Below are 26,306 nucleotides of genomic sequence, written 5' to 3' on the forward strand. Positions count from 1 at the left end.
ATCAGGGGCAGGGGTTCGCGGTGGGGCGGGTCGAGCGGCATGTAGATGTCGTGCATTTCGCGGAGTTCCTTCGGATGGTAGGAGTTCAGCTCAATGATGATGCGGTCCGCGAGTTTGCAGTAGGTGGGAGAGTTGCCTCCGGCCGTGGTGAGAGTGATTTCGCCGTCGTCGGTGATGTTGGCCGCTTCGATGATGGCCGTTTTGACGCGGGGAAGGGCTCCGTAGCGCATGTATTGGGCCGTATGCGAAAGGTGCATGTCGTTGTAGCGCGTGTGGCCGCCGTTGATGTTTTTGCGCAGATCGGGGCTGGATTGGTAGGGGGTGCGCTGGTCGACTGCATTGGCTTTGGCCAGAGCACCGTCCGTAGAGGCGCTGGTGGAGGCACCGGTGAAGAGGTTGATTTTGAACGGGCGGCCTGCGGCATGTTCTTCTTCCGCTTTTTTGGCAATGGCGCGCGTGGTTGCCTTGGGTACGCCTGCTGCGGTGAATCCGCTGAGTCCAATATTTTCGCCGTTCTCGATGAGCGCGGCAGCTTCGTCCGGAGTGAGTGTTTGATACTTCATAAAATAAGAATTGCGCTGGGAAGACTATAACGCTCCCGGCAGTTTTTTTCTAGTGCAAAATGAATTTTTTCTGGTGATTGTCCGTTTTTGTGAAAGACGGCGGTTTTGGCGCAGCCGTTACAGTTCAATCAGTCTGTTGACGGTGTGGCCCGGTATGGCGCGCAGATCCCCTTCCTTGCGGCGGAGGATGGGCGAGCCGTCGGGCGTGATGCCGATGAATGTTCCCGTGTAGTTGGCCTGATCCGTCTGGACTTCGACGGTTCGCGGTTTTCCCCATGCCTGTTCCAATTTCGGCATGAGAGCCTGCATGCCGTTTTGGACGAAAGCGAGGAAGTCGGTCTGGATGGCTTGCGCCAGCTGCATGGCGAATTCGTCCACGGCGGGACAGGGCGCGGCGTAGTCGGCCATACGGGCTGGTGCGTCTTTCGTTTTGCCCGCGAGGTCGGCCATGGAGTTGAGCATGTTGACGCCGATGCCGATGGTCGCCATGGTGGCGGAGGGGCGTTCGACGAGGATGCCGGCCAGTTTTTTCCTGCCGACCATGAGGTCGTTGGGCCAGCGCAGGCGTGCATCAGGTACGCGGTGCGGTTTCAATGCATCAAGCAGTGCAATGCCGGCAACGAGCGGAAGAAGGCGCCAATCGGAGGTTGATTCTTCTGCCAGAGGGACGTTGTAGGATACCCACAGTCCGCCTTCCTGGCCGATCCATTCTCTGTTGAAGCGGCCGCGGCCGCCGGTCTGTACATGGCAGCGGACGAGGCTCCACGGTGCGTGGCTGCGTGCGAGGTCGTTGGTGGAGACTGCCTCCTGTACTTCATGTACGGTCCAAGTGATGGGAGATGCCATATTCGGGAAGCAAATGGGACGGAGTTATCTTCTAGCTCCGTCCCATGCTGTTTGATTGTTTCAGCTTTTACGTCGTCCCGTCTTAATGGGAGAGGGTGGCGATGTAGTAGCCCGCGATGACTGCGGTGCCGATAACCCCGGCGACGTTCGGTCCCATGGCGTGCATGAGAAGGTAGTTGCTGGGATCTTCCTTCTGGCCGACGTTGTGCGAGACGCGTGCGGCCATCGGCACGGCGGAGACGCCGGCGGAGCCGATGAGCGGGTTGACCGGGCTCTTGCGCCAGACGAGGTTCATGAGTTTGGCGAAGAGAACGCCGCCAGCCGTAGCGACGCCGAAGGCGACGATGCCGAGGCAAATGATGCCTGCGGTTTGCGGCTGCAGGAAGCGTTCGCCCTGCATGGTGAGGCCGACGGAGGTGCCGAGAAGGATGGTGACGATGTTCATCAGTTCGTTCTGGGCGGCGCCGACGAGACGTTCGGTGACGCGGCTTTCACGCAGGAAGTTGCCGAGCATGAGCATGCCGATCAGCGGAGAAGCATCCGGAATGAGCAGGATGGTGGCGACGGTGACGAGGACGGCAAAGAAGAGTTTTTCTCCCTTGGAGACCTGCCGGAGCGATTTCATCCTGATGCGGCGTTCCTTGTGCGTGGTGAGCAGCTTCATGATGGGAGGCTGGATCAATGGTACGAGGGCCATGTATGTGTAGGCCGCGACGGCGATGGCTCCGAGAAGGTGCGGCGCGAGCTTCATGGCAAGGAAGATCGAGGTCGGACCGTCGGCACCGCCGATGATGCCGATGGAGGCCGATTCACCCTTGTTGAACCCGAACATGAGGGCCATGAAGAAGGTGACTGCCACGCCGATCTGTGCAGCTGCTCCCAGCAGGATGGTGCGGGGGGCGGCAAGCAAGGGGCCGAAGTCCGTCAACGCACCGACACCGAGGAAGATGAGCGGCGGATAGATTTCGGATTTGATGCCGAGGCCGATGAAGTCGAAGAGGCCGCCTTCGGGGGCTGTCAGCAGGTAATCCTGCGTGGCTTGTCCCTTGAGGGTGTAGTCGCCTTTGACGACTTTGCCGTTGGCGTCGACAGTCGGTTTGGCTGTCATGGGTTCCGACATCAATGCCTGATGTTCAGCGATTTTGGCCTCATTGCCTACGATTTCATCCGGTGTTTTGGTTTTGTCGTGTTCCAGGGGAATGAGGTGCAATCGGAGGGCGCCGACATCGCGGATAACGGTTTTTTGCGGTTGTCCGTCTTTGCAGGAGACAACTTCGCGGCTCATTTTCGCGATGGTCATCCCGTTGTCCGGGATGTTGGCAATGAGTGCGCCGAAGGCAATGGGCACGAGCAGCAAGGGCTCGAATTCCTTGGCGACACCCAGATAGAGGAGGACTGAGACCACCACCCACATGACAGCCATCTGCCATGTGAGGGAGAAGATGCCCATCCCCTCAATGAATGTTTCAAATGCTTCAACCATAATGGTATTCTAAACGTAGCGGCTCCCTGATTGCGGAGCCTGTACAAGGAGATTAGGCCAGAGTGGCGAGAGTTTGTCCTTCCTGCACGGTTTCACCGGGCTGGACGTTGAAGGCCGCCACGGTGCCGGCTTGCGGGGCATAGATGACGGTGTTCATTTTCATGGCTTCGAGCGTCAGGATCTGGTCGCCTTCCTTGACGGCGGTACCGGGTTTGACGTCGAGAGATACGACTTTGCCGGCGAGGGGGCTCGGAACGGGAGTTCCGGAGCCGGAAGCCGCAGGGGCGGCGACGGGAGCCGGGGCGGGAGCTGCTGCCGGAGCGGCGACGGGTGCGGAAGCGGCGACAGGGGCCGGAGCTGCCACGGCGGGAGCCGGGGCGGAGCAGCAGGTTTCACCAAGGGTTTCAACGGTCACGTCAAATGTCTGGCCGGCAACGGTAATACGAAGTTGTTTCATGATTTTTTATGTTAAGTGGTTTGTTTTGTTTTTATTGAGAGTGTGATGCAATTAGCGACGCGTCTGCATGGGAATGCGGTGCGAAGAAAAGATTTCCGATCTGCCTGCTGCGGCGTATCCGGCAGGCGATGCCTTGATGGCGACGATGCGGTGCCTTTGCCCGGCCATTTCCGTATGCACTGCTGCCGAGATGACAGCGATGAGTTCCGGAGTGAGGCTTTCCTTGGCGGAGGAATACAGGGCAGCCGCAAGAGCGGCTACTTCCTTTGCATTGCTTCCGGCCTGGGGCTGTACGGCGACGGCGGCAGCAGTTGCGGTCGGAGCGGCCGTTTGTGCTGCGGCGATGGCCGCTTCCTTGGCTTTTTTGGCATTCGTCATTTTCTGCGCCACCGTCCCCGAGATGGAGATCATGATGGCGAGGAACGAAAGGCAGGTGAACACGACGATCATGCCCATACCCTGATAACCGAATTGTTCGGTTGCAGCGCTGACGCAGATGATGTCGGTGATCGATGCGATGATGGATCCGATGATCATGGATTAGAGCGGGATGTTGCCGTGTTTCTTGGCCGGACGCACTTCCTTTTTGTTGAGGAGGGTGCGAAGGGCGAAGGCGATTTTGGCACGTGTTTCTTCCGGATTGATGACTTCGGTGATCTGGCCCATGCCTGCTGCGACATAGGGGTTGTAGAAGGCATCCCGGTATTCGTCGAGCAGTTCTGCCTGACGCTTGGCCGGTTCTTCGGCGGCTTTGAGTTCGCGACCATAGAGGACGGGGACTGCGCCTTCCGCACCCATGACGGCGATTTCGGCGCCCGGCCATGCGAAGACGGCATCGGCTCCGAGATCCTTGCAGCACATGGCGATGTAGGCGCCGCCGTATGCCTTGCGCATGATGAGCGTGACTTTGGGCACGGTGGCCTGCGAGTACGCGAAGATGAGCTTGGCGCCGTGGCGGATGATGCCGCCGCGTTCCTGGTTGACGCCGGGAAGGAATCCGGGGACGTCGACGAGGTTGACGAGGGGGGTGTTGAAGGCGTTGCAGAAGCGGATGAAGCGTGCGGCCTTGTCGGAAGCGTCGATGTCGAGGCATCCGGCTTTGACGTTGGGCTGGTTGGCGATGATGCCGACGACGACGCCACAGATGCGACCGAAGCCGACGACGACGTTTTTGGCGAAGTCGCGCTGCACTTCAAGGAAGTCCTGGTCGTCCACGAGGCGGGCGATGACTTTCTGGACGTCGAGAGGCGTGCGGTTGGTGTCCGGGATGATGTCGCTCATGCCCGGATCCTTGCCGAGGTCGAGCGGGGTGTCGAGCTTGTGCGGCGGTTCTTCCGTGTTGTTCGCCGGCAGGTAGGAGAGCAGGCGCTTGAGGATGTCGAGCGCGTGTGCATCGCTTTCGGCGACGAAGTGGACGTTGCCGGAGACGGAGGCATGGATGGCGGCGGAGCCGATGTCATCCATGGTGCATTTTTCGTAGGTGACCTGTTCGATGACTTTCGGTCCCGTGATGTACATGCCGGCATTGCCGGAGTTGCGCATGATGATGAAGTCCGTGAGGGCGGGGGAGTAGGCCGCGCCGCCTGCGCACGGGCCGCAGATCATGGAGATCTGGGGGACGACGCCGGATGCAAGGACGTTGTTGTAGAAGACCTGTGCGTAGCCGGAGAGGGCTGCGACACCTTCCTGAAGGCGCGCGCCGCCAGAGTCGTTGACCGTGACGACGGGGATGCCTGCCTTGAGGGCGTATTTCTGGGCGTCCACGATCTTCATGGCGTGCATGTAGCCGAGGGAGCCGCCCTGCGCCAGGAAGTCGGATGCGGCACAGGCCACGGGACGTCCGTCCACGAGACCGAAGCCGGAAACGACGCCGTCGCCGGGGATTTCCTTTTTGCCCATGCCGAAGTTGTGGCAATTGTGGCGCACATGCATGCCGATTTCCGTGAATGTGCCTTCCTGGAAGAGGTAGGACATACGGTCGCGGGCGGTCATTTCGCCTTTTTCGTGTCGCTTGTCGATCTTGTCCTGTCCGCCGGAAAGGATGACTTTTTTGCGGCGTTCGTTGAGATCGTCAATCAATTTGGGGTCGATAGCCATGTTGCTTGTCGTTGTGATAAGAGGGTTCAGTGCTTGCAGCCGCATCCGCAGTCGGGGTGTTCACAGAATTCCGTGAGTACGCCGAAGGTGGATTTCGGATGAAGGAAGGCGACCTGCGTGTTGTGGGCGCCAGGTACGGGGGTTTCGTTGATGAGTGCGCAACCGGCGTTTTTGGCCTGTTCCAACTGGCCAGCTACGTCGTTGCTCTTGAAAGCGATGTGGTGGATCAGTCCGCGGCCGCCATTCTTTTCCATGGCTTTGGCGATGGGGCTGTCCGGAGAGGTGGGTTCCAGAAGTTCGATGTGGACTCCGGCGACGTCGAACATGGCGACGCGCACTTTCTGGGTTGCTACTTCTTCGATGTGGGGTTCACCCAATCCCAACGCATCGCGATAGTAAGGAACTGTATCGTCAAGGCTTGTGACAGCGATGCCGATGTGATCAATTTGCTGGATCATAATAGTGTGCAGATGATAAAAAGCCCCATACCCGCGCATGTAGGCTTGGGTATTGCTGCTTTGTTGTTACAATTAAACATTATTTTTTGCCATTTGTGAAGCCAGAAATAGGGCAGGTTGCGAAAAAGTGCGTTTTCCCGTTTCCGAAACTTGTCATCGTTGAAAAACGCGGTTAGGATGAGCGTATGCATTTTCTTATCTGTTTTATCGTGCTTTGCCTGTCGGTGTGCCGGGCGGATGATTTGCAGCCCCGGCATGTGGCCGTCGTGTATAATGAGAAGTCCGATTTCAGCCGGGAGTGCGCGAAGCGGTATGCGGAGCTGCGCGGGATTCCTGCAGCTCAGGTGGTTGGCCTTTCCTGTGCGGTCAGGGAGGAGGTTTCGCGCAAGGAGTTCGAGGCGGAGGTTCTGGTTCCTTTGGCAAGGACGGCGGCGCAGCGCGGCTGGTGGCTTCCGACGCTTATCGGGCAGGCGGGCAACGGTTCCGGTGCGGAGGTTTACGTACTGGTGCTGATGCCCGATCTTCCCTTGAAGGTGCGGGAGGAGCCTCGCTCCAAGGGGCAGCCCTGGCAGCAGACGACGGCCGCCGCCGTGGATTCCGAGCTGGCTTTGCTCGGCGTGCGTGATGTGCCTCGTGCCGGGATGCTGAAGAATCCATATTACGGGCAGGATGAGAGTTTCGTGATGTCCGGGTATCCCGTGATGCTGGTGAGCCGGATCGATGCGCCTTCAAAGGAGGCTTGCCGCCGTATGATTGAGGATCCCGTTCAGGTGGAGAAGGCGGGCGGGTTGTGGGGGTGGATGTCTGTGGATGCAGGAGGGCCTTACGGTGAGGGAGACAAGTGGATGCAGAGTATTGCTGCGACGGCTTCCGGGAAGGGGGTGCCGGTGCTGATGGATTCTGCGCGGGAGACGCTGCCTGCCCATTATCCGCTGCCTGGGCCGCTGGCTTCGTATTTCGGCTGGTATGCGGGCGAGGTGAACGGGCCTTTTGCGGATGCGTCGTTCCGTTTTGCGAAGGGTGCGGTGGCTGTACATTTGCATTCTTTCAGCGCGACGACGATGAAGAGTGCTGTTCGGACATGGAGCGGTCCCCTGCTGGAACGAGGGGCGGCGGTGACGCTGGGGAATGTGTATGAGCCGTTTCTTGGCGGTTCCCATCATCTGGATGTGTTTTATGATCGTTTGTTGAAGGGGTATTCCGTGGCGGAAGCCGCTGCGATGGCGGCTCCGGCGTTTTCTTGGCAGTGTGTCGTTTTCGGAGATCCCCTGTACAGACCGTTTGCGGGAATGAAGAAGGAGGGAATGAAGAAGGATGCCCGGTTCCGGCTGTTTCAGGCGTGGTTTGTGGCGGTTGCCTCGTGGGGAGGGGAGGCGGATGTGCTGGCGGCGCAGGTGGAGAAGGCTGCCCGGCAGCCGGGGAATGCGGGGCTGTGGGAGATGCTGGCAAGCCGTGCATTGGTGAGAAAGGATTTTTCCAAGGCGGTGCGGTATTTGTCCGAGGCTTTGTTGTCTGCTACGGGGCTCGGCGACCGGGTGCGGTTGCAGCTTTTGCTGGCGGATGCCTATAAGGGAAATGGGCAGGAGGGGGAATGTGTCGGCGAGTTGCGGCGCATGCTGATGGTTTTAGGCAATACGGAGTATGCGGAGATGATTCGCAAAAAAGCGTCCGTTTTTCCTGCACTGAAGACTTTGGCTGAGGATCCTGCGGTGCGTTCTTCCAAGGTGAAGTAGCAGTTTGGTGCCGGCAGGGATGAAAAAAGAGCGCGTCCGGAGGAAGCGCTCTTTTTGTTGATGATGGTGACTGGTAGAGATGATGCAGGTTATTCGGCTGTGTCGCCTTCTTTGGCTGCGGGTTCTTCGAGGATAGCTTTCAGGGCATCGTTGCCGTAGCAGTCGGCCTGTTTGATGCGGGCGATTTCAGAGTCGACGCTCTGGCCGATGGCGCCGAGTTTCTGGAGGCATTCCTGGATTTTCTGCATGTTGGCCTGTGCTTCTTCTTCTGGGATGTTGATGTTTCCTCCGGGTACGGCGGCTTCGGCTTCCTGCTTGAGGGTTTGGAGTTCGGCCGTGCCTTTTTCCGCAGAGGCTGCATCGGTGATGGTTTTGAGCGTTCCTTCAAGTTTTTGGAGATGGACAACGAGTTTTTCCAGAGTTGCAACGCCGGATTCCTGGGCAGGAGCAGCTTCTTGTGCATTGACGAGTGCGGGCGCAATCAGGGCGGCTCCTGCGACGAACATGGATGTGTATGCTTGCATCATAGTAAGTGGCATTTTATCTTGATGGAGCTGAGTGTCAAGTTCAAAGATGGCAATCTGGTGTCTGTTTTGCTCTGAATGAAAATTTCTCTTGACAGAAACAGTGTATTTCTTCATCTTATCTTTAGTTTAGTATTTTGTTTCCAGATCGTTATGATGAGATTGCTTTTGCCTGTCCTGTTGTTTTTAAGTGCGTGGTGCCATGCCGCGGATCTTTTGGGCGCCTATGCGGCCGATGTGGAGAAGGATTATGAGAATGTGCAACAGGGAGAGGGAGGTCTGCGGTTTCAGAAGGATGGAGTGAATGTGACTGTGTTGACGATCAAGGATCAATGTGTGATGTTTTTCTTGTCCGATGCGCAAGGCGGTGAAGCGGGTGCGGCGGCTGTGCGCGATGTTCTGAAGGAGCTGCAGCCGGAGATCGTGCTGGATAAGTCGGGCGTGTACAAGGGTAAGGATGTGTATGCCCGGATGTGGAGTGAGGGAAGCGGTGATGCCGCCGTTTCCAGAGCTTGCGTGGTTTCGTCGATTGTGGTGCGCAATATGAAGAGCCGCAATAAGGATAAGTCCCGGCTGGGGCTGTCGGTGGCGGAGTTTGTGTGCGAACTGGGGGTGCCGAACCGGTTTGACGGGAAGTCGTTGGAGTGGGATGTGGACGATATGGCGGTGAGTCTGCCGCTTAACCAGTCCGTTGTGAAGCTGATTTCGTGGAAGTGGAGAGCGAAGAAGTTGCCGGAGCAGGAGGAGCGTCTGGAAGCGATGGAGCTTGCGGCTGCCAAGAAGTGGCTGCGAATGCCGGTTTATCCTGCGGATGAGCCTGCCGATCTGGAGGATGGAAGTATTCTGGTTGCCGGGACAGGAGCTCCGTATGATGTGAATCGGGCGGAGAAGGCGGTGGCGTTCGGCAATTTGTCCGGTGCTCCCAATACGATGTCTACGATCAAGACGCGGTGGGGCGTGAAGATTGCCGCTTCTCCGTGGGTGCTGGCCCGGAACGGCGAGGGTGAGGAGGCCGTGTATATTCTCGGGGCTCGCAGTGCCGTGGAGGCCGCCGCCGTACAGGCGGCACAGGCGACGGATGAGGAGCCGGTGCCGGATGAGCCCGAACCGAAAGATGCGGATACTGCCGCAGATGAGCCGGAACCGGAGTTCGACGATCCGGCCGATTTGCGTGGAGAAGATGCCGTGGAGGCTTACAAGAAGAGGATCATGGGGCTTTAAAGGGAGGCTGCTTTTCTCTCTTTCCCGTGATTTTTGCTTGGACTTTTACCTGTTTTGTGTTACAAACAGCGCAGTCACTTATGTCTCAAGAATATTTTTCCGCCCTGATTCAGTGTATCGCAGCCTTCGGTTTTGCGGGGATGGTGCTTGGTTTGAGCGTGCTGTTCGGCCGCCGCGCCAAGGTTCGCAAGCCTGCCAATATTCCTTATGAGTGCGGGATGATTCCTCTTGGCGATGGCGCTCCGATTTTCTCGGTGAAGTTTTATCTGGTAGCCATGTTGTTCGTCATTTTCGATCTGGAAGTGGTGTTCCTGTATCCGTGGGCCATCAATTTCAAGGATTTCGTGATGCAGAATCCCGAGGCTTTCGGTTCCATGTGTTTCTTTATCGGTATTCTGCTTTTTGCTTATGCTTATGCTGTAGGCAAGGGCGTGGTGAATTGGCACCATAATCCGGCTCCCCGCAAGTCCTGAACGGAGTCGTCAAGTTTTCAAGGAGCCTGCATCTTTCCGGTGCAGGTTTTTTTGTGTCGGGCGGATGCCGGCGCGCACTTTTGTCATGCTGTTTTGTGGCGAATGGAGGCTTTCTCGCTTGAATGCACTACCATTTCTGTTATGATTTCGAGTGATGAAAATACATTTCTGTGGAGCGGCAGGTACGACGACAGGGTCCCAGCATTTGCTTGAGGTGAACGGAAGGCGCATTCTGCTGGATTGCGGCATGTATCAGGGCCGGCGCGAGGAAGCGTTGAGGATCAACCGGGATTTTCCCTATTTCGATCCGAAAGCGGTCGATTGCGTGGTGTTGTCCCATGCGCATATCGACCATTCGGGCAATTTGCCCAATCTGGTGAAGAACGGTTTTAACGGCAATATCTATGCGACGCATGCGACGCGCGATTTGTGCCAGATTATGCTGCCGGATGCGGGCCGCATTCAGCAGAGCGACTGCGATTTCTTCAATAAGATGAATCAGCGGCGTGGGGGGCATGATGCGCCGGCCGTGCCGATCTATACGGAGCAGGATGCCGTGAAGTGTATGGATCAGTTTGTGACGACAGGGTATGAGCGGCCCATGCAGCTTTGCGATGGCGTTTCCATGACGTTTTACGATGCAGGCCATATTCTGGGGGCTGCGCAGGTGTGCCTTGATATCGATGACCGTGACGACGGGAAGAGGAAGAGGCTGCTGTTTTCCGGTGACGTAGGTCGTGGAAATAATGAGTTGCTGAAGAATCCGGCTGTCGTGCCCGATGTGGATATCGTGCTGATGGAGAGTACGTACGGCGGCCGTTTTCATGAGTCTCCTGCACGGAATGACGAGGCGTTTTGTGCGGTTGTGCGCGATGCGATCGAGCGTGGCGGCAAGGTGCTGATTCCCGCGTTCGCCGTCGAACGTACGCAGCAGTTGCTTTATTTGCTGCACAAGGCATACAAGAACGGTTCGTTGAAGAGTATTCCGGTGTTCGTGGATAGTCCCATGGCGGTGAGTGCGACGGAGATTTTCCGCATTCATCCGGAGTGTTTCAATAAGGAGGTGTACGATTTCCTGTTTCAAGAGAAGGATCCGTTCGGGTTCGAGCATTTGAGGCTGATTCGGTCGGTGTCGGAGTCGCAGGCGTTGAACCGTTTGAAGGGGCAGGCGATTATCATTTCCGCTTCGGGGATGTGCGAAGCAGGACGTATTCTGCACCATTTGAAGAATGGGATCGGCAATCCGAACAATACGGTGCTGTTTGTCGGCTATTGCGCGGAGCATACGCTGGGCAGGCGTATTATGGATGGAGAGAAGGAGGTGCGCATTTTCGGCGAGTTTTATCCCGTGCGTGCCCGTATCGAGGAGATGGATTCGTTTTCGGGGCATGCGGATGAGAATGAGCTGTTGCATTATTTCGGACAGATGGGGGGCTCCAAGAGCCGGGTGTTTCTCGTGCATGGCGATCCCGAGGCAACTCTTGCCATGCAGAAGGCTTTGCATGAGCGGTTCGGCTGCCAGGCTGAGATTGGCGTGCTGAACGGGTATGCCGCCTGCTGATGTTCGGTTCCCGTGCAGGATGCAAAAACCCCGGAGATTGCTCTCCGGGGTTTTTTGTCGATGTGTGAATGGTGATGTTTCAGTTGCGCCAAGGGGCGGTGAGGGGATTTCCCTTGATTTTGACAGACTGGAACCGTTCGGCCGAGATGGGTTGTTTGTCGATGCCCGGACCTTCCCATGAGAGTTTCATGTGGCCTGGGGCTTTTTCTCCCTGTACGACAGTGATTTCGATGGGGTGTTTTCCGGCTTTGAGAGGTACGGCTTTGAGGCCCGTTTTGTTTGGGTTTGCTTCCGTGGTGTTGATGGCGGACGAGGAGTCGATTTCTTTGCCGGGGATGTAGTTGAAGTCCGCATCAATGAGTTGGAAGTCGTGCATGCGGACGTAGGCTTTGCTGCCGGCTACGTCGTCGAGGGTCAGGTAGAATTTGTATTCTCCGTCTTTCGGGATGTCCAGATAGCCGTAGTAGACGGTTACGGTGCCGGCCGGAAGTTCGGTGGAAGCCGGATCGACCGCTGCCGGAAGTGCCTGTGCAGGAGTATTCAGTTTGCCAAGGGAACGACTGTCCGGGACCCACGGGCAGGCAGTTTTGAGCTGTACGCCTTGCAGGCCCTGTTCCGTTTGTTTGGGTTGAGGCGCAGCTGCCGGAACGAGGGCTTTGTCGTACGGGCGCTGGGCGAAGGTGCCTCGGTTTTTGTGCGTGTAGTCGTAGGGGCGGCGGATTTGAAGGATGCGGTTTTGCATCCATTGCTGCATGGCGGCTCCTGCCTTGGTGCCGGCAAGGTTGTTGCGTTCGCCGGGGTCTTTGTCAATGTCGTAGATTTCAAACGGAGTGTTTTCATCGGCGATGTTGAGCCGTACGCCTTTGTAGTTGTTTTTGCCGTCTTCGCTGTAGTAGATGACTTGTTCCTGCTGGCGTACGCCGTTGCGGCGGTTTTCCTTGAAGTCTTTGTAGTTCGGCGTTTTGGTGGTTTGCCAGTATTCGGTGTAGATGATGCCGGGGGTGGGCTTTCCTTTGCCGGTGAGGACGGGGACGAGGCTGACGCCGTCGCAACGGGCCGGGCTGGGTACGCCTGCGAGGTCGGCGAAGGTGGCCATCCAGTCATGGAACTGGCTGGGCTGGGTGGAGATGCCTTTTTTGACGAATCCGGGGTAGCGGACGAGTGTCGGTTCGCGCATGCCGCCTTCCCAAGTGTCGCGTTTGATTCCGTCGAAGGGGCCGTAGGTTTGGAAGAAGGTGGGGTCTTGTGCCGGGCCGCGGAAGCTGCCTTCGTTGTGGGGGCCGTTGTCTGAGGTGAAGATGACGATGGTGTTTTTATCGATCTTGAGATCCTTGAGCAGTTGCAGGATGTCGCCCACGGCATCGTCGATGCGCGCGATCATGGTGGCGTGGCGTTTGGCGGATTCAGGCCATTTGTTGTTTGCGTATTTGGGGTAGATGTAGGAGTCGGTTTTTCCTTCGGCCGTGTTGATGAGTTTATGGGGCGTGCCGAGCCACTGCAGGCCGCCTTTGAGGCCTTTGCCCTGCGGGTAGGCCATGGTCGGTATTTCGAGTGCGGCATGGGGCGCAATCAAGGTGAGGGCCAGGAAGAAGGGTTTGTCCGGCTGTTCCTTTTTCTGGTCGATGATCCATTTTTTGGCGCGTGCCGTGAGCAGGTCGGTGGAGTAGCATTTGTCGCAGTCGTCGGTGACGATGCGGTCGTTGTCCCAAACGGCATTTTTGCCGTGTTCGCTTCTTGGGTCGTGGGGGTCGTCTTTGGAGTAGTGGCGGTGGCCTGCGATGTGGTCGAGGTAGCCGAAGAAGTAGTCGAAGCCCCGCTTGGTCGGGTAGGCGCTGGATGTTTCGGGCGAACCTCCCGATTCTTTTCCTCCGGCGAGTCCCCATTTGCCGATGAGGGCGGTGCTGTAACCTGCTTGTTTGAGGACGGAGGCGAGGGTGTGGCTGTTTTCAAGAGGGATGTCGAAGCTGTTGTCGCGGACGGTTTCGGCGTGGCCCTGATGGACTCCGCTGAAGAGGGAGGCTCGCGCCGGGGCGCAGACGGGACAGGAGGAGTAGTGGCGGCGCAGTTGGAGGCCTTCCTTGGCCATGGTGTCCAGATTGGGCGTTTGCATGGCGGGCTGTCCTTTCGCGGCCCGCTGGTTTTGGTGGAAGGTTCCCAGTTCGCCCCATCCCATATCGTCGACCAGGATGAAGACGATGTTCGGTTTTTCCTCAGGAGCTGCATGGGTGCAAGTGATGCAAGCCGCGAACAATAGGAGATAACGCATGAAGTGCATGCAGTTAAGGATAACATGCATGTTTTGTATTTCAAGAATAAATGTTGTGTAACGCTTCCGCGGCGCAGTTTGGAGTGCCGGGCGATGCGCCTATGCGGGCGTTCTCTCGCGACAGGGTAAGCAGCCTCTGCCTTCCATGTTTTTCCGATGCGCCTGTATGGGGTGCACCGGGAGCCGGGAATGCCTTCAAATCCGTTATAATGCCTCACGATGCCAAGTGTTTGTCCTGTTCTGTCAAGGATGTAGGTGGCGGGCGTGTGACATCCGTCTCCGGGCCAGTCGAGATATTCTTTACCCGTGCCGGTATTTTTGCCAAGGATGGTATTTTCGATGTCTGGCCGGAACGGAGCGAGGGGTTGTGTGGCGAATGGCGGATGGGTCAATGGGCTTCGAGCCAGTTCCGGCCCGTGTTGGCATCGACGGCGAGGGGGACGCCGTTCGGCAGAGGGAGAGCTCCCTGCATGGCGGCGATGACGGAGGGGATGATGTCGTGTTCGCTTTCGTGGAGGTCGATGAGGAGTTCGTCGTGGATTTGCATGATGAGGCGGGATCGTTTGCCTTCGAGGAGGTTGTGGACTCGGATCATGGCGAGTTTGATCATGTCTGCCGCGGTGCCCTGGATGGGGGTGTTGATGGCGGTGCGTTCGGCGGCGGTGCGGAGGTTGCCGTTGGCGCTGGCGAGGTCGGGCAGCAGGCGGCGGCGTCCGCAGAGGGTTTCGGCGTAGCCGTTGTGTGTGGCGGTGGTGATGAGGTCGTCCATGCAGGTTTTGACCTGCGGGAATTCGGAGAAGTAGCTGTCGATGAGCTGGGCCGCTTCCGTGCGGGAGCATGTGAGGCGCTGGGAGAGGCCGAAGGCGGAGATGCCGTAGATGATGCCGAAGTTGACGGTTTTGGCGGCGCGCCGCATGTCGGGTGTGACGTCCTGACGGTCGATGTGGAAGACGCGGGCGGCGGTTTCGGTATGAATGTCGCGGCCGCTTTGGAAGGCTTCGATGAGGTGAGGGTCGCCGGAGAGAGCGGCCATGATGCGGAGTTCTACTTGCGAGTAGTCGGCGGAGAGGATGGCGTAGTGTTCGTTCCGGGGGATGAAGGCGCGGCGGATGAGGCGGCCTGCTTCCGAGCGGATGGGGATGTTTTGCAGGTTGGGGGATTGGGAGGCGAGCCGCCCGGTGGCGGTGACCATTTGGAGGAGGGTGGTGTGGATGCGGCCGTCTTTCGGGGAGATGAAGCGGGGGAGGGCATCGAGGTAGGTGCCTTTGAGTTTGGCGGCTTCGCGGTATTCGAGGATGTCGGCGACGAGGGGGGAGGAAGGGACGAGGCGACGGAGAGTTTCTTCGTCGGTGACGTATTGGCCCGTTTTCGTCTTTTTGGGTTTTTCCAACAGTTTCATTTCTCCGAAGAGGAGGTCGCCCAGTTGTTTCGGAGAGTTGATGTTGATGGGGCGGCCGACGGCCGTATCGATGCGTTCGCGGATGGCTTCGAGGCAGAGACCCATTTCTCCGGAGGCGTGGGCAAGGATGGCCGGGTCGATGTTCATGCCTTCTTCTTCGATGGAGGCGAGGACAGGGAGGAGGGGGTATTCGATGTTTTGCATCAAGGCGGCGATGCCTTGTTTTTCGAGCTGCGGTTTGAGGTGCAGGGCGAGCTGAAGGGTGATGTCCGCATCTTCCGCAGCGTAGCGCGCGAGGGTTTCCAGCGGGACGGAGGCGGTGTCGATGGCTCCGTCTTTGGTGGCGATGGTTTCGAGGCGGATGGTGGAGTAGGAGAGGAGGTTTTCGGCCATGTCGTCCATGTTGTGCCGCAGTTGCGGCGCGATGGCGGTGTGGGCGAGCATGGTGTCGAAGTAGGGGCCGGAGGTGGCGAGGTCGTTTGCGTGCAGGACTTCGAGGTCGAATTTGACGTTGTGGCCGATTTTTTCGGCTGCCGAGTCGAACGCAGGGCGGAAGGTTTGCAGGTCGAAGCCGTCTGTGACGGGGACGTAGTAGGCTTCGTGCGGTGTGAAGGCGAAGGACATGCCCAGCAGTTTGTCCTGCAGGGGATCAAGGCCAGTGGTTTCCGTGTCGAAGCTCCAGAGAGGGGCGGCTGCGAGCCGCGTGATGAGGCTGTTTCTTTCCTCTTCCGTGGTGACGAGGTGGTAGGTGTGCGGGATGTCGTCGATGGTTTTGAGGGAGGATTCTTCGAAGAGGAGCATTTGTCCGTCGCTGTTCTGAGCGGGGGGCGCGGTGTGTGTTTCCGGTTCTGCTGCCGGGGTGGGAGAGAAGAGGTCTCCCGGTTGCCATTGGACGTTTGGCCTGCCTCCGCAGAGGCGTGTGGCGAGTTGTTTGAATTCGAGTTCGTGCAGGATGGCGCAGAGGGCATCGGCATCGTATTCCTGCCGTTTGCCGGAGTCCAGATCGAATTCCAGCGGGACGTGGCGGTCGATGGTGGCGAGTTTTTTGGAGAGGATGGCTTTGTCGGCGTTTTCTTCGATAACGAGGCGACGTTTGCCCTTGATTTCAGCCGTGCGGGCGAGGAGTTCTTCGACGGAGCCGTATTCGGCGATGAGTTTTTTTGCGGTGACTTCTCCGATGCCGGGGATGCCGGGGATGTTGTCGGAGGCGTCGCCCATGAGGGCGAGGATGTCGATGATTTGTTCCGGCGTTTGTATTCCCCAGTCGGCGGTGAAGCGTTCGCAATCGATGAGTTCATGTTCGGCGCTGCGTTTGCCGGGTTTCCACATGAGGCAGGTGGGGGAGAGGAGCTGGCCGAGGTCTTTGTCCTGCGAGACCATGTAGGAGTACATGGCGGGGCGTTGCTCGGCGTGCAGGGTGAGGGTGCCGATGAGGTCGTCCGCTTCGTAGCCGGGCATGCGGAGGATGGGGATGCGCATGGCTTCGAGGATGCGTAGGATGTAGGGGATGGAGGCGCGCAGTTCATCGGGCATGGTCTGCCGGTTGGCCTTGTACTGGGGGTAGAGGAGGTGGCGGGCCGTTTCTTTGCCTGCGTCGAAGCAGGCGATGATGTGGGTGGGGGATTCCTTGTCGATGATGGAGGCGACAGTGTTGGTGAAGCCGAACATGGCAGAGCTGTTCAGTCCCGCCGAGGTGCGCATGGGCGAGGTGATGAAGGCGTAGAAGGCTCGATAGGCGAGCGCCATGCCATCGAGGATAAAGAGCTGTTGTGTCGGTTGATCTCCCATGCGATGGGATTGTAGCACAGGGAAGGGCCGGCAGCAAGCTCCGGTTGCGCGTGCGGCGGAATGCGAAAAACGCGGCCTGCATCCAGCAGGCCGCGTTTTTCATTCATGATGGAAAGGCTCTTAGAAACCGAAGGTCGTGTCGTCCGTGGTGCCCGAGTCGGAGGTGTCTGCCGGGGTGTCGGTCGTCGTCGCATCGGTGCTGTCTGCCGGAGTGTCTTCTTCAGGTGTTGCGGCAGCTGCCGGAGCGGCTCCGCCGGACATGGCGGCGGCACGGTCGCGGCGCTTGGCTTCTGCAAGGGCTTCCTGTTCGCTCTTCGTCAGCGGTTTGCTGATGGTTTTGAGGCCGTTGTAGGCGCGATTGGCACTGCGGTATGCGTCGCAGGGAGCCATGGAGATCATGATGGCTTCGCTGAGTTCGGGAGCGCGGGAAGTTTCACAGACGTACATGTCGTAGTTGCCGACGGTCGGCAGGCTGCGCGCATCAAGATTGTGCTTCGGCACCAGTACGCCGACAAGGTTGCCGTTGCTGTCGGAGCAGATGGACCAGATGGATTTCACGGGTTTGCCGTTGATGTCGTTCATCAGTTCGACGAAGTACTGGGGACGTGCGTAGGAATAGTCCTTGCGTTCGCCGGTGCGTACCCATTCGACGAGAGCGCGGTGTGCGCGTTCGGGGATGGGGCCGCAGGATTCAAAGGTGCGCAGTTCGGGGCGCATCTGGTCGTTGAAACTGTACACTTGCGTAGACGTTGCCTTTTCCAGGCGATTGGCTACGTTGGAGGGCGAAGGCGCGGTGCTGCAAGAGTTGAGTGCCATGGCGGCAGCGGCAAGCCCGAAAGCCAAGGTAAGTTTGTTGCGGAAAGAGACGAAGTTCATCATGACGTATTCGGTGTCCCTTATTCTAATCAATGAAGACGGCCTATCTCAAGCAAAAACTCTCGCTTTTCCATGTTTTTTTTATGTCCGGATTTCATTTTATTGGTATAATTTATTTTCTGTTATGGTTTTGAATGTGTTTTATGTTCTTGCATGGCTCGGCAGTGGAATGTGTGGTTCTTTTTGTCATAACCGGAACGTTTTTTTATGTCCGATGCGATGGTTCACTGCTGGTGGAGAAATTGTTGCAGGGTGTGAAGTTATTTCGATGCCTGTTTTCTGTCATGCGTCCGTACGTCCGGGAATAATCTTGACGCACCGGGGCTCGTCCTGCAAGATAAGCGCATGATGATTCTGGATCGTTTTGCGAGGTTCGGTTTGGGCTGTGGATTGTCCATGGCGGCGTCTGCCTGTCTTTTGGTTTCCTGTGGCGACAGTAAGTCCGGCAAGGACGGCAAGAAGCCTGAAACTCCGGCTGTGGCGAAGGATGCGGCTGCCGCTCCCAAGGTTCCGGCCCCGGTGGAAGCTCCAAAGCCTGCCGAGAAGGCAGCCTCGCAGGTGTTTGCGGAGAGGTCCGTGTTCGAGCTTGCCGATTTGCTTCGCCCGTATACGCAGACTCCCGAGATTCACGAGTCCGTCCGTTTCCTGAACGAGATTGCGGAGAATTATCTGGATGCCTTGAAGGCCAAAAAGAATCCGACTGAGGAAGATGTCGTGCTGATTTGCCGCGTGGGCAATAAGGTGGGCGATTTGCAGGCTGCCCTGCAGGCGATCGAGAAGGCAGAGTCGAGCTATCGCGATGTGCTGGAACGCACGGATGCCCTGCCGCAGGAGAAGGTGGAGACGATCCGCCTTCGCAGCGGCGCGATGCGGGGGCTTGGCGTGTTGCTGTTTGCCAAGGACGATTCCAAGGCTTCGCTGGAAAATTTCCGTGCCTGTGTGGATGCGGACAGGAAGGCTCTTGAGCTTCTCAAGCCGGCTGAAGGAGAACAGCAGTCTCCTGCTTACCATGCGGTTGCGAAGGATTTGATGGATTCCTACAAGAATGTGGCGGATATGCTGGTGAATGCCGATGAGTTGGAAGATGCCCGCGATATGTACCAGAAGGCTGTGGATTTCGCCCTTTCGCTGAAGAATCTGTCACAGCAGGATGAAGCGGCTTTGCGCATCAAGCTGATGCATACGATTTCGGCTCTCGGCGATCTGGAGGACAAGTGCGCCCAGCTGGAGAAGGCCAAGAATTACTGGCTGGAAGCGGCGACGCAGTGCCAGACGGTGTACCAGATGACGACCCGCCCGGATTTGAAGTCGTATGTTTCCCAGGCGTTCGATAAGCTGAAGGCCCGTATTCTCGAAGCGGAAAAGACGCTGAAGGGCGATAAGCCCGAAGGCGAGGAAGGCAAGTCGTCCGACGAGATGAAGGTGAACGATGCTCCCTCTTCGGCGGCATAAGGCTTGTTCCTGCTTATGGCCCAGTTTGTGATCAGTCTGCCTGCTCTGGAGCGCAATGCTCGCATTCTCCGGGCAGTGGCGGATGAGTCGGGAGCGTCTGTGATTTTGGCGCTCAAGGGTTTTGCCACAACGGCTGCCTTCGGTACGCTGAAGCCTTTTATGGACGGATGCTGTGCGTCGGGCCTGTACGAGGCGAAGCTTGCCTCCCGTCATGCGGGAGGGCATGTGGCCGTTTATTCTCCGGCTTACCGGGACGGCGAGGTGGAGGAGTTGGCGGGGTTCGCCCACCATATCGATTTCAACAGTTTGTCTCAGTGGTTCCGTTTCCGGGATGAGCTGATGCGGCATCCCCGCTTTTTGTCGGGAGAGTTGCAATGCGGCCTGCGTATCAATCCGCAGTGTTCGACGGGGCATACCGCTCTGTACGATCCCTGTGCGCCGGGTTCGCGGCTCGGTATGACGGCGGATGCGTTGCAGGGGGCGGATTTGACAGGGATTTCCGGCTTGCATTTTCATACGCTTTGCGAGCAGGGAGCGGAGGATCTGGCGGTGACGCTGGATGCGGTGGAGGAGAACTTCGGCGAGTTGCTGTCGTCTCCTCAGATCAGGTATCTGAATATGGGAGGCGGCCACTGGGTGACGAAGCCGGATTACGACCGGGGGCTGCTCGTGGAGCTCGTACGCCGCGTGCGGGAACGCTACGGGGTGGAGGTGCTGCTGGAGCCGGGTGAGGCGTGGGCCATTCATACGGGCGTGCTGCGTTGCCGCGTGCTGGATGTGTTCGAGTCTCAGGGCGTGCGTCATGCGATTCTCGATGTGTCCGTTTCGGCCCATATGCCGGATGTGCTGGAGATGCCGTACCGTCCGGATGTGTTTCGCGTGGGCGGGCAGGGCGGTGAAGCTGCGCCCGCCGTGGCGTGGCCGGGCGAGTCGTATGCCTTGGCCGGGCAGCCCGGCGAGCAGGCGGTGACGTACCGCCTCGGCGCGCCGACGTGTCTGGCAGGCGATGTGATCGGCGATTATTCGTTCGATGCGCCTCTGGAGGTCGGCGATGAGCTGTTGTTCGACGATATGTCGCACTATACGATCGTGAAGACGACGTTTTTCAACGGGGTGCCCCATCCGTCGATTGCCGTGCAGGAAGCAGGCGGTGCGGTGTGTTGTGTGAAAGAATTGTCGTACGATGACTTTGAGGCTCGCTTGGGCTGATTCGTTGTGCTATAACCCGCGCACAACTTAGCACGATCATGGGCGCTCGCAATAAAGAAGGTATCAAGCAGAAGGTCAAGGGATGGAGCCATCACGACTCCGCCGAGCTGTACGGGATCGATTCATGGGGCAACGGCTATTTCCGGGTGAACCGCCAGGGTGAAGTGACGGTGCGTCTGAAGAGCGACAGCAATTCCTTCAAGGATGTGAGTCTGCATGATCTGGTGGAAGGTCTTGTCGAACGCGGTACGACGGTGCCCGTGCTGCTGCGTTTCCGCGATTTGCTGCGCAGCCGCATCAAGGAGCTGAACGAGAGTTTCCGCAAGGCGATCGACGAGGTGAAGTACCAAGGTGGTTATCAGGGAGTGTATCCCATCAAGGTGAATCAGCAGAGGCAGGTTGTGGAGGAGGTGACTCGGTACGGCGAACGCTACGATTACGGTCTGGAAGCCGGGTCGAAACCCGAGCTGATTGCGGCCATGGCGCACATGCACAATCCGAAGGCTTATCTGATTTGCAACGGGTACAAGGACGACGAGTTTATCGATCTTGCGCTGCTGGGGCAGAAGATGGGGCTTAATATTTACCTCGTGCTGGAGATGCCGAATGAGCTGGATGCCATTTTGAAGCGTGCCGAGAAGTTGAAGATTCGTCCGAATCTCGGTGTGCGGGTGCGTCTCGCGGCGAAGGGGTCCGGCCACTGGTCGGAATCCGCCGGGGATAATTCCGTGTTCGGCCTCAATGCCGCGCAGGTGGTGGATGTGGTGGATAAGCTGAAGGCGGCGGATGCTCTGGATTGCCTGAAGCTGCTGCATTACCATCAGGGTTCCCAGATTCCGAATATTTCCGTCGTCCGCGAAGGGTTGACGGAGGCGACCCGTATTTATATCGATCTCGTGGCGGAAGGCGCGCCGATGGGTACGCTCGATATGGGCGGCGGCCTCGCCGTGGATTACGACGGTTCGAAGACGAATTTCCATTCTTCCTGCAACTATTCGATTGCGGAGTATGCCCGCGATATCGTCGAGGTGGTGGGCGAGCTTTGCACGAAGCACAATGTGCCTCACCCGACGCTGGTGACGGAGTCCGGCCGTGCGGTGGTGACGTATTATTCGGTGCTTGTGTTCAATATTCTGGATGTGGCAGCCGCCCCCGGCGGCGATGAGCCTCCTCCTGTGCCCGATAATGCGCTGGATAGTCTCAAGGCCCTTGCCGAGACGAGCCGCATGCTTTCCCGCAAGAATATTCAGGAGTGCTATAACGATGCCTGCTACTACCGCGACCAGCTTCGGGCGCAGTTTTTCTACGGCAATTCCTCCCTGCGCGAGCGGGGACTCGGAGGCGCGTATTTCTGGCATATCCTGAACCGCATCGCCCATATGCTGACGGAGATGGAGACGATTCCCGAAGATCTGCGCGAGATTTCGGATTCGATGGTGGATTTTTATTACGGTAATTTCTCTTTGTTCCAGTCCCTGCCGGATGCATGGGCGATCAAGCAGCTGTTCCCCGTGATGCCTTTGCAGCGGCTGAATGAAAGGCCGACGAAGAAGGCGGTGCTGGCGGATATTACCTGCGATTGCGACGGCAAGATCGATCGTTTCATCGATCGCGAAGATGTGGCGAAGTCGCTGCCGCTGCATTCCGTGGCGTCGGATGAGGATTATTATGTAGGCGTGTTCCTCGTGGGTGCGTATCAGGAGACGTTGGGCGATCTTCACAATCTGCTGGGCGATACGAATGTGGTCGGCGTGCATCTGGAAGGGGACCGGCCCGTTTATACGCACGAGGTGGAGGGCGATACGGTGGCGGATGTGCTGTCGTACGTCGAATATGATCCCAAGGAGCTGATTGTCAAGTTCCGCAGTTTCGCGGAACAGGCGGTGGCGGACGAGCGTATTACGCCGCGCGAACGCCGCAATGCGATGGAGGCTTTCCGTATGGGCTTGAACGGCTATACGTATTACGAGTTGTGATCCGATTCGTTTGAAAGGCCTTGCTCTTTTCGGACGTAGTATGTTGCAAGGAGAATTCCGCGCGCTGCGGAAGAGGTCGTCGGTTGGTTGAACAAAAGACATGTTTTTTGCAACTGCGGCGATCCTCCGGTGTTTTACTTCGCAACACCGGATTTTCCGGATGCGCGTGCGTGCATCCGTGCGGTCGCTTTTTCTTCAGATAAATCCTCTTTTATGAACATTTTAATTTATTCTTATTCAAGTTTTTGTGATTTTTATTCATTTCATTTATGCGATGGTGTAAAATAGTTTACTTTTTATAACTATTGCATCTTGACAACTAAAAGACCTTTCTATATTGTTTTCTGCCGTGAACAAGATTTCCAAATGGGCGATTGCCATAGCCGTATGTGTGGCCGGTGGGGCTGCGTGGTATATCTGGGGAACCGACGCCGAGAAGAAGGTGGTTTTCCAGACTGCCGATATTTCACAGGATAATTTCCATATCTCCGTGCAGGCCACGGGTACGCTGGAACCCCAGCAGCTGATCGACGTAGGCGCCCAGGTGGGCGGCCTCATCATGGAGTTGGGCAAGGATGTGAATGGCAATTCCGTGGATTATGCCAGCGAGGTGAAAGAGGGCGAGCTTCTGGCCCGTATCGACGATACGGTGGTGGAGCTCGATATCCGCCGTTCGCAGGCTGCCGTGGAGCAGAGCAAGGCCGGTATTCTGAAGGCCGCCGCCAGCATTGCACAGGCCAAGGCGAGCATCGTGCAGGCGGAAGCCAATTTCAATCAGGCCAAGCGGGATCGCGACCGTGCCGAGAAGCTGGGGCCGGGCGAGGCTCTTTCCCAGTCGAGTTTCGACCAGTATGTTTCCGCGTCCGAAGTAGCGGAGGCTTCTCTGGTGGCGGCGCGTGCTGCGCTGGAGTCCGCCACGGCATCGAAGGCGGAGGCGGAGGCGAATTTGAAGTCGTCGGAGACGCAGCTTGCCACCCAGCTCCGCAACCGCGATTATACGAAGATTCTCGCTCCGGCAGACGGTACGATTATCGTGAGGCAGGTGAATGTGGGGCAGACGGTTGTTTCGAGCATGAGCGCGCCGACGCTGTTCCTGATTGCCAAGGATTTGTCGCACATGCAGATTTGGGCATCCGTGAATGAGGCGGATATCGGCCGCGTGAAGCCGGGCCAGCGCGTGGATTTCACGGTGGATGCGTTCAAGGACAAGACGTTCGAGGGGAAGGTGAACAAGATTCGTCCCAATGCGACGATGACGTCGAATGTGGTGACGTATATCGTGGAAATCGATTTTGAGAATAAGGACAGGATGCTCCTGCCGTATCTTTCCGCGAATGTGGATATTATGGTGAAGGAGGTCAAGGATGCGCTGCTTGTGCCGAATACGGTGTTCAATTTCCGACCGAAGGAGGATGCGATCGAAGCATCCGTTTTGCCTGCTTACAAGGAAAAGATGAAGGAAATCCACCGTATGCGTGCGGAGCAGGGTGAGGCTGCGGATGCGGAACAGGTTGCCGCTGTGTGGGTGCGTTCCGGTGAGGATAAAGTGCGGCCCGTTTGGGTGCGGCGCAGTGAGTCGGACGGAGCCAAGACGGTGATTGTTCCGGTGGAGCCGGATTCCTTGAAGCCCGGTATGCAGCTGGTGACGGCGATGCAGCAGTGGACTGAAGGTCAGGAAAATGCCACGGCCGGCGGGACGAATCCGTTCGGTCCCAAGATGCCGAAGATGCCGAAGCGCGGTACGGGCGGAGCTGATTCCAAGGGTAGCGCCCGCTCTTCCGGCGGTGGCGGCCATGGAGGACCGCCCATGTGAGGATTCCGCCCGTCTCGTCCACTTCAATACTGCGATTCCGTGATTGAATTACGTAATATTACCAAGGTGTACAAGCTTGGGGAGATCGATCTCCCCGTGCTGAAGGGGATTACCCTGCGCATCGACGATGGCGAGTTCGTTTCGCTGACGGGGGCCTCCGGTTCGGGCAAGTCCACCCTGATGAATATTCTGGGATGCCTGGACAGGCCTTCGGACGGAGAGTTCCTGATCGACGGCAGAGATGTGTCGAAGTTCAATGCGAATGAGCGCGCCGGGTTGCGCAATAAGCGTATCGGGTTCGTTTTCCAGAATTTCAATCTTCTGTCCCGCACGACTGCTCTGGAAAATGTGATGATGCCGGCGGCATACGCCCGCCCGGCCTTGCCGCATGCCGAGCTGCACAAGAGGGCGCTCGGGCTGATGAAGCTCGTGGGGCTGGAAGACCGTATGCACCATACTCCGGCCCAGCTTTCGGGCGGCCAGCAGCAGCGCGTGGCCATCGCCCGCTCTCTGATCAATAATCCCGGCATTCTGCTGGCAGACGAGCCGACGGGCAATCTCGATTCGTCCACTTCGGTGGAGGTGCTGCACATGTTCAAGCAGTTGAACCGCGAGCAGGGGCTGACGGTGATTATCGTGACGCACGATCCGAAGATTGCGGCGTTTACGGACCGTGCCATCAATATGGTGGACGGCATGCTGTCCGAAGGTATTTCCGAGAAACTCCATCCCATTGACGCATGAAACTTGTGACGCTTTTTCTGACCTGTATTCGTGCGCTGGTGCGCAATCCGATGCGCGCCCTGTTGACGATTCTCGGTATCATTATCGGCATTGCGGCCGTGATTGCCGTGATGGAGATCGGGCAGGGTTCCAAGGAGCAGATTACCAAGCAAATCGCGACGATGGGGGCGAATTCCCTGAGCGTGATGCCTGCCTCCGTGACGAAGGGCGGGGTGAATTCCGGCGGCGGCGGCCGTGCATCGCTGTTTTCCGAGGATGCCGTCGCATTGGAGAAAGAGTGCAAGACGGTGATTCGCGCCACTCCGGTGGTGCGCTCCAGCGGCCAGATCGTGGCGGGCAATCTGAACTGGAATCCGCGTACGATTGAGGGCGGGAATGAGAATTATCTCAAGATGAAGGATTGGGACGAGATGCTTTCCGGCGTGTCGTTCGATGCCCGCGATGTGAGGCTGGCCAACCGCGTGTGCGTGATCGGTACGACGATCGTGAAGGAGCTGTTTCCTGATACCGATCCGGTGGGGCAGGATTTGCGCGTGCGCGATGTGGTGTTCAAGGTGATCGGCGTTCTGAAATCGAAGGGCTCGGATATGATGGGCAACGACCAGGACGATATCGTGATTCTTCCGTGGACGAGTATCCGCACGCGTTTGCAGGGCGGTTCGGGCACCGCGAAGATTACGAAGGCTGGCGCTTCGGCCAATTCGACGGCTTCTTCGACCTATTCCACCTATCCCAGTACGTCCGTCCAGTTTTATCCCGGCGCCGATTTGCAGCCGTATACCGATGCGCCCCACCCGCTGCGTTTCCGTACGGTGGATTCCATTCTGCTGGAGATTGCCGATCCGTCCCGTTCTTCCGAGACGATCAGGGAGCTGACGGTTGTGCTGCGCGCCCGCCACGGGCTTGAGCCCGGCGTACTGGACGATTTCCGTGTGTTCGACCGTGCTGCGATCGTGAGCGTGATGACGTCCACCAGCGAGACGATGATGCGCCTGCTGCTGGCCGTGGCGATGATTTCCCTGATTGTGGGCGGTGTGGGGATCATGAATATCATGATGGTTTCCGTGACGGAACGTACCCGCGAGATCGGCCTCCGCATGGCCGTGGGCGCGAGGCCTCGCGATATCATGTGGCAGTTCCTGCTGGAAGCGGTGCTGCTGTGCCTTGTCGGCGGCGTCCTCGGGATTCTGTTCGGCCGCGGCGTGTCCGAACTAGTGAGCATGAAGTTCAACTGGACGACGGCCAGTTCCACGGGAGCGATGGTGCTTTCCGTCGGGGTGGCGGCGACCATCGGCATCATTTTCGGCTGGTATCCGGCTTATAAGGCTTCCAAACTCGACCCCATCGACGCACTTCGCCATGAATAA

20 protein-coding genes and 1 pseudogene are annotated in these 26,306 nt (G+C 57.8%); 10 read left to right on the forward strand and 11 right to left on the reverse strand.

Features of this window, described 5'->3' with window-relative positions; translation table 11 throughout:
* The 7 genes and pseudogenes from AC781_RS02825 to mce all read right to left on the reverse strand — a co-directional run.
* Nucleotides 1–563: pseudogene (locus AC781_RS02825) on the reverse strand (acetyl-CoA hydrolase); the annotation flags it as partial.
* A 117-nt stretch (nucleotides 564–680) separates the two neighbouring features.
* Complete coding sequence (locus tag AC781_RS02830; protein ID WP_067773169.1) at nucleotides 681–1,409, reverse strand: biotin--[acetyl-CoA-carboxylase] ligase; 729 nt, start codon at nucleotides 1,407–1,409, stop codon at nucleotides 681–683.
* Between the two features lie 82 nt (nucleotides 1,410–1,491).
* Nucleotides 1,492–2,892, reverse strand: a complete 1,401-nt coding sequence (locus AC781_RS02835) for a sodium ion-translocating decarboxylase subunit beta (protein ID WP_067773172.1) — start codon at nucleotides 2,890–2,892, stop codon at nucleotides 1,492–1,494.
* A gap of 52 nt (nucleotides 2,893–2,944) precedes the next feature.
* Nucleotides 2,945–3,349, reverse strand: a complete 405-nt coding sequence (locus AC781_RS02840; protein WP_067773175.1) for a biotin/lipoyl-containing protein — start codon at nucleotides 3,347–3,349, stop codon at nucleotides 2,945–2,947.
* A 51-nt stretch (nucleotides 3,350–3,400) separates the two neighbouring features.
* Entirely contained in the window at nucleotides 3,401–3,886 is a 486-nt protein-coding gene (locus AC781_RS02845) for an OadG family transporter subunit (protein WP_067773178.1), read from the reverse strand.
* 3 nt (nucleotides 3,887–3,889) lie between these two features.
* Nucleotides 3,890–5,446, reverse strand: a complete 1,557-nt coding sequence (locus AC781_RS02850; RefSeq protein WP_067773261.1) for an acyl-CoA carboxylase subunit beta — start codon at nucleotides 5,444–5,446, stop codon at nucleotides 3,890–3,892.
* A gap of 26 nt (nucleotides 5,447–5,472) precedes the next feature.
* Complete coding sequence (gene mce, locus AC781_RS02855; protein ID WP_067773181.1) at nucleotides 5,473–5,904, reverse strand: methylmalonyl-CoA epimerase; 432 nt, start codon at nucleotides 5,902–5,904, stop codon at nucleotides 5,473–5,475.
* 185 nt (nucleotides 5,905–6,089) lie between these two features.
* Between mce and AC781_RS02865 the strand changes: the two genes are divergently transcribed.
* Nucleotides 6,090–7,637: a TIGR03790 family protein gene (locus AC781_RS02865; RefSeq protein WP_083076467.1), complete on the forward strand. Its 1,548-nt coding sequence runs from the start codon at nucleotides 6,090–6,092 to the stop codon at nucleotides 7,635–7,637.
* Nucleotides 7,638–7,726: 89 nt separating this feature from the next.
* Here AC781_RS02865 and AC781_RS02870 read toward each other — a convergent pair whose 3' ends face one another.
* Nucleotides 7,727–8,164 carry a hypothetical protein gene (locus AC781_RS02870; RefSeq protein WP_067773190.1) on the reverse strand — a complete coding sequence of 146 codons (438 nt, stop codon included), beginning with the start codon at nucleotides 8,162–8,164 and terminating at the stop codon, nucleotides 7,727–7,729.
* A 150-nt stretch (nucleotides 8,165–8,314) separates the two neighbouring features.
* Here AC781_RS02870 and AC781_RS02875 point away from each other — a divergent pair, with 150 nt between their 5' ends.
* The 3 genes from AC781_RS02875 (at nucleotide 8,315) to AC781_RS02885 (ending at nucleotide 11,416) form a co-directional block, all read left to right on the forward strand.
* A complete protein-coding gene (locus tag AC781_RS02875; protein ID WP_141675717.1) occupies nucleotides 8,315–9,382 on the forward strand; it encodes a hypothetical protein in 1,068 nt (355 codons plus the stop codon).
* A gap of 26 nt (nucleotides 9,383–9,408) precedes the next feature.
* The gene (locus tag AC781_RS02880; protein ID WP_245741059.1) at nucleotides 9,409–9,855 is read left to right on the forward strand and encodes an NADH-quinone oxidoreductase subunit A; all 447 of its coding nucleotides are present in this window, start codon (nucleotides 9,409–9,411) and stop codon (nucleotides 9,853–9,855) included.
* Between the two features lie 154 nt (nucleotides 9,856–10,009).
* On the forward strand, nucleotides 10,010–11,416 hold the full coding sequence (locus tag AC781_RS02885; RefSeq protein ID WP_067773199.1) for an MBL fold metallo-hydrolase RNA specificity domain-containing protein: 1,407 nt from the start codon (nucleotides 10,010–10,012) through the stop codon (nucleotides 11,414–11,416).
* A gap of 79 nt (nucleotides 11,417–11,495) precedes the next feature.
* Here the strand turns inward: AC781_RS02885 and AC781_RS02890 are convergent, their stop codons facing one another.
* The 3 genes from AC781_RS02890 to AC781_RS02900 form a co-directional block, all read right to left on the reverse strand.
* The gene (locus tag AC781_RS02890) at nucleotides 11,496–13,682 is read right to left on the reverse strand and encodes a sulfatase-like hydrolase/transferase (RefSeq protein WP_172801758.1); all 2,187 of its coding nucleotides are present in this window, start codon (nucleotides 13,680–13,682) and stop codon (nucleotides 11,496–11,498) included.
* Between the two features lie 388 nt (nucleotides 13,683–14,070).
* Entirely contained in the window at nucleotides 14,071–16,869 is a 2,799-nt protein-coding gene (gene polA, locus AC781_RS02895; protein WP_067773205.1) for a DNA polymerase I, read from the reverse strand.
* Nucleotides 16,870–16,989: 120 nt separating this feature from the next.
* Nucleotides 16,990–17,748 carry a hypothetical protein gene (locus AC781_RS02900; protein WP_067773208.1) on the reverse strand — a complete coding sequence of 253 codons (759 nt, stop codon included), beginning with the start codon at nucleotides 17,746–17,748 and terminating at the stop codon, nucleotides 16,990–16,992.
* 342 nt (nucleotides 17,749–18,090) lie between these two features.
* Between AC781_RS02900 and AC781_RS02905 the strand changes: the two genes are divergently transcribed.
* From AC781_RS02905 to AC781_RS02930, 6 genes are all read left to right on the forward strand, one after another.
* Nucleotides 18,091–19,197, forward strand: coding sequence for a hypothetical protein (locus AC781_RS02905; RefSeq protein ID WP_067773210.1), 1,107 nt, complete (start codon nucleotides 18,091–18,093; stop codon nucleotides 19,195–19,197).
* Nucleotides 19,198–19,212: 15 nt separating this feature from the next.
* Nucleotides 19,213–20,406 carry a carboxynorspermidine decarboxylase gene (gene nspC / locus AC781_RS02910; protein ID WP_067773212.1) on the forward strand — a complete coding sequence of 398 codons (1,194 nt, stop codon included), beginning with the start codon at nucleotides 19,213–19,215 and terminating at the stop codon, nucleotides 20,404–20,406.
* A gap of 38 nt (nucleotides 20,407–20,444) precedes the next feature.
* A complete protein-coding gene (gene speA / locus AC781_RS02915; RefSeq protein WP_067773215.1) occupies nucleotides 20,445–22,382 on the forward strand; it encodes a biosynthetic arginine decarboxylase in 1,938 nt (645 codons plus the stop codon).
* Between the two features lie 349 nt (nucleotides 22,383–22,731).
* The gene (locus AC781_RS02920; protein WP_141675718.1) at nucleotides 22,732–24,195 is read left to right on the forward strand and encodes an efflux RND transporter periplasmic adaptor subunit; all 1,464 of its coding nucleotides are present in this window, start codon (nucleotides 22,732–22,734) and stop codon (nucleotides 24,193–24,195) included.
* A 39-nt stretch (nucleotides 24,196–24,234) separates the two neighbouring features.
* Nucleotides 24,235–24,939, forward strand: a complete 705-nt coding sequence (locus AC781_RS02925; protein WP_067773220.1) for an ABC transporter ATP-binding protein — start codon at nucleotides 24,235–24,237, stop codon at nucleotides 24,937–24,939.
* Nucleotides 24,936–26,306 (forward strand): ABC transporter permease, encoded by a 1,371-nt coding sequence (locus tag AC781_RS02930; protein ID WP_067773222.1) that lies wholly within the window; start codon nucleotides 24,936–24,938, stop codon nucleotides 26,304–26,306. Before AC781_RS02925 ends, AC781_RS02930 begins: the two co-directional genes overlap by 4 nt.

Source organism: Neoakkermansia glycaniphila (assembly GCF_001683795.1).
GTDB lineage: Bacteria > Verrucomicrobiota > Verrucomicrobiia > Verrucomicrobiales > Akkermansiaceae > Akkermansia > Akkermansia glycaniphila.

Bases quoted from the DNA above. Each gene is read 5' to 3' on its own strand.
- AC781_RS02830 (WP_067773169.1), bottom strand. From the start codon at position 1,409: ATGGCATCTCCCATCACTTGGACCGTACATGAAGTACAGGAGGCAGTC.
- AC781_RS02835 (WP_067773172.1), bottom strand. From the start codon at position 2,892: ATGGTTGAAGCATTTGAAACATTCATTGAGGGGATGGGCATCTTCTCC.
- AC781_RS02840 (WP_067773175.1), bottom strand. From the start codon at position 3,349: ATGAAACAACTTCGTATTACCGTTGCCGGCCAGACATTTGACGTGACC.
- AC781_RS02845 (WP_067773178.1), bottom strand. From the start codon at position 3,886: ATGATCATCGGATCCATCATCGCATCGATCACCGACATCATCTGCGTC.
- AC781_RS02850 (WP_067773261.1), bottom strand. From the start codon at position 5,446: ATGGCTATCGACCCCAAATTGATTGACGATCTCAACGAACGCCGCAAA.
- mce (WP_067773181.1), bottom strand. From the start codon at position 5,904: ATGATCCAGCAAATTGATCACATCGGCATCGCTGTCACAAGCCTTGAC.
- AC781_RS02865 (WP_083076467.1), top strand. From the start codon at position 6,090: ATGCATTTTCTTATCTGTTTTATCGTGCTTTGCCTGTCGGTGTGCCGG.
- AC781_RS02870 (WP_067773190.1), bottom strand. From the start codon at position 8,164: ATGATGCAAGCATACACATCCATGTTCGTCGCAGGAGCCGCCCTGATT.
- AC781_RS02875 (WP_141675717.1), top strand. From the start codon at position 8,315: ATGATGAGATTGCTTTTGCCTGTCCTGTTGTTTTTAAGTGCGTGGTGC.
- AC781_RS02885 (WP_067773199.1), top strand. From the start codon at position 10,010: ATGAAAATACATTTCTGTGGAGCGGCAGGTACGACGACAGGGTCCCAG.
- AC781_RS02890 (WP_172801758.1), bottom strand. From the start codon at position 13,682: ATGCGTTATCTCCTATTGTTCGCGGCTTGCATCACTTGCACCCATGCA.
- polA (WP_067773205.1), bottom strand. From the start codon at position 16,869: ATGGGAGATCAACCGACACAACAGCTCTTTATCCTCGATGGCATGGCG.
- AC781_RS02900 (WP_067773208.1), bottom strand. From the start codon at position 17,748: ATGATGAACTTCGTCTCTTTCCGCAACAAACTTACCTTGGCTTTCGGG.
- AC781_RS02905 (WP_067773210.1), top strand. From the start codon at position 18,091: ATGATGATTCTGGATCGTTTTGCGAGGTTCGGTTTGGGCTGTGGATTG.
- nspC (WP_067773212.1), top strand. From the start codon at position 19,213: ATGGCCCAGTTTGTGATCAGTCTGCCTGCTCTGGAGCGCAATGCTCGC.
- speA (WP_067773215.1), top strand. From the start codon at position 20,445: ATGGGCGCTCGCAATAAAGAAGGTATCAAGCAGAAGGTCAAGGGATGG.
- AC781_RS02930 (WP_067773222.1), top strand. From the start codon at position 24,936: ATGAAACTTGTGACGCTTTTTCTGACCTGTATTCGTGCGCTGGTGCGC.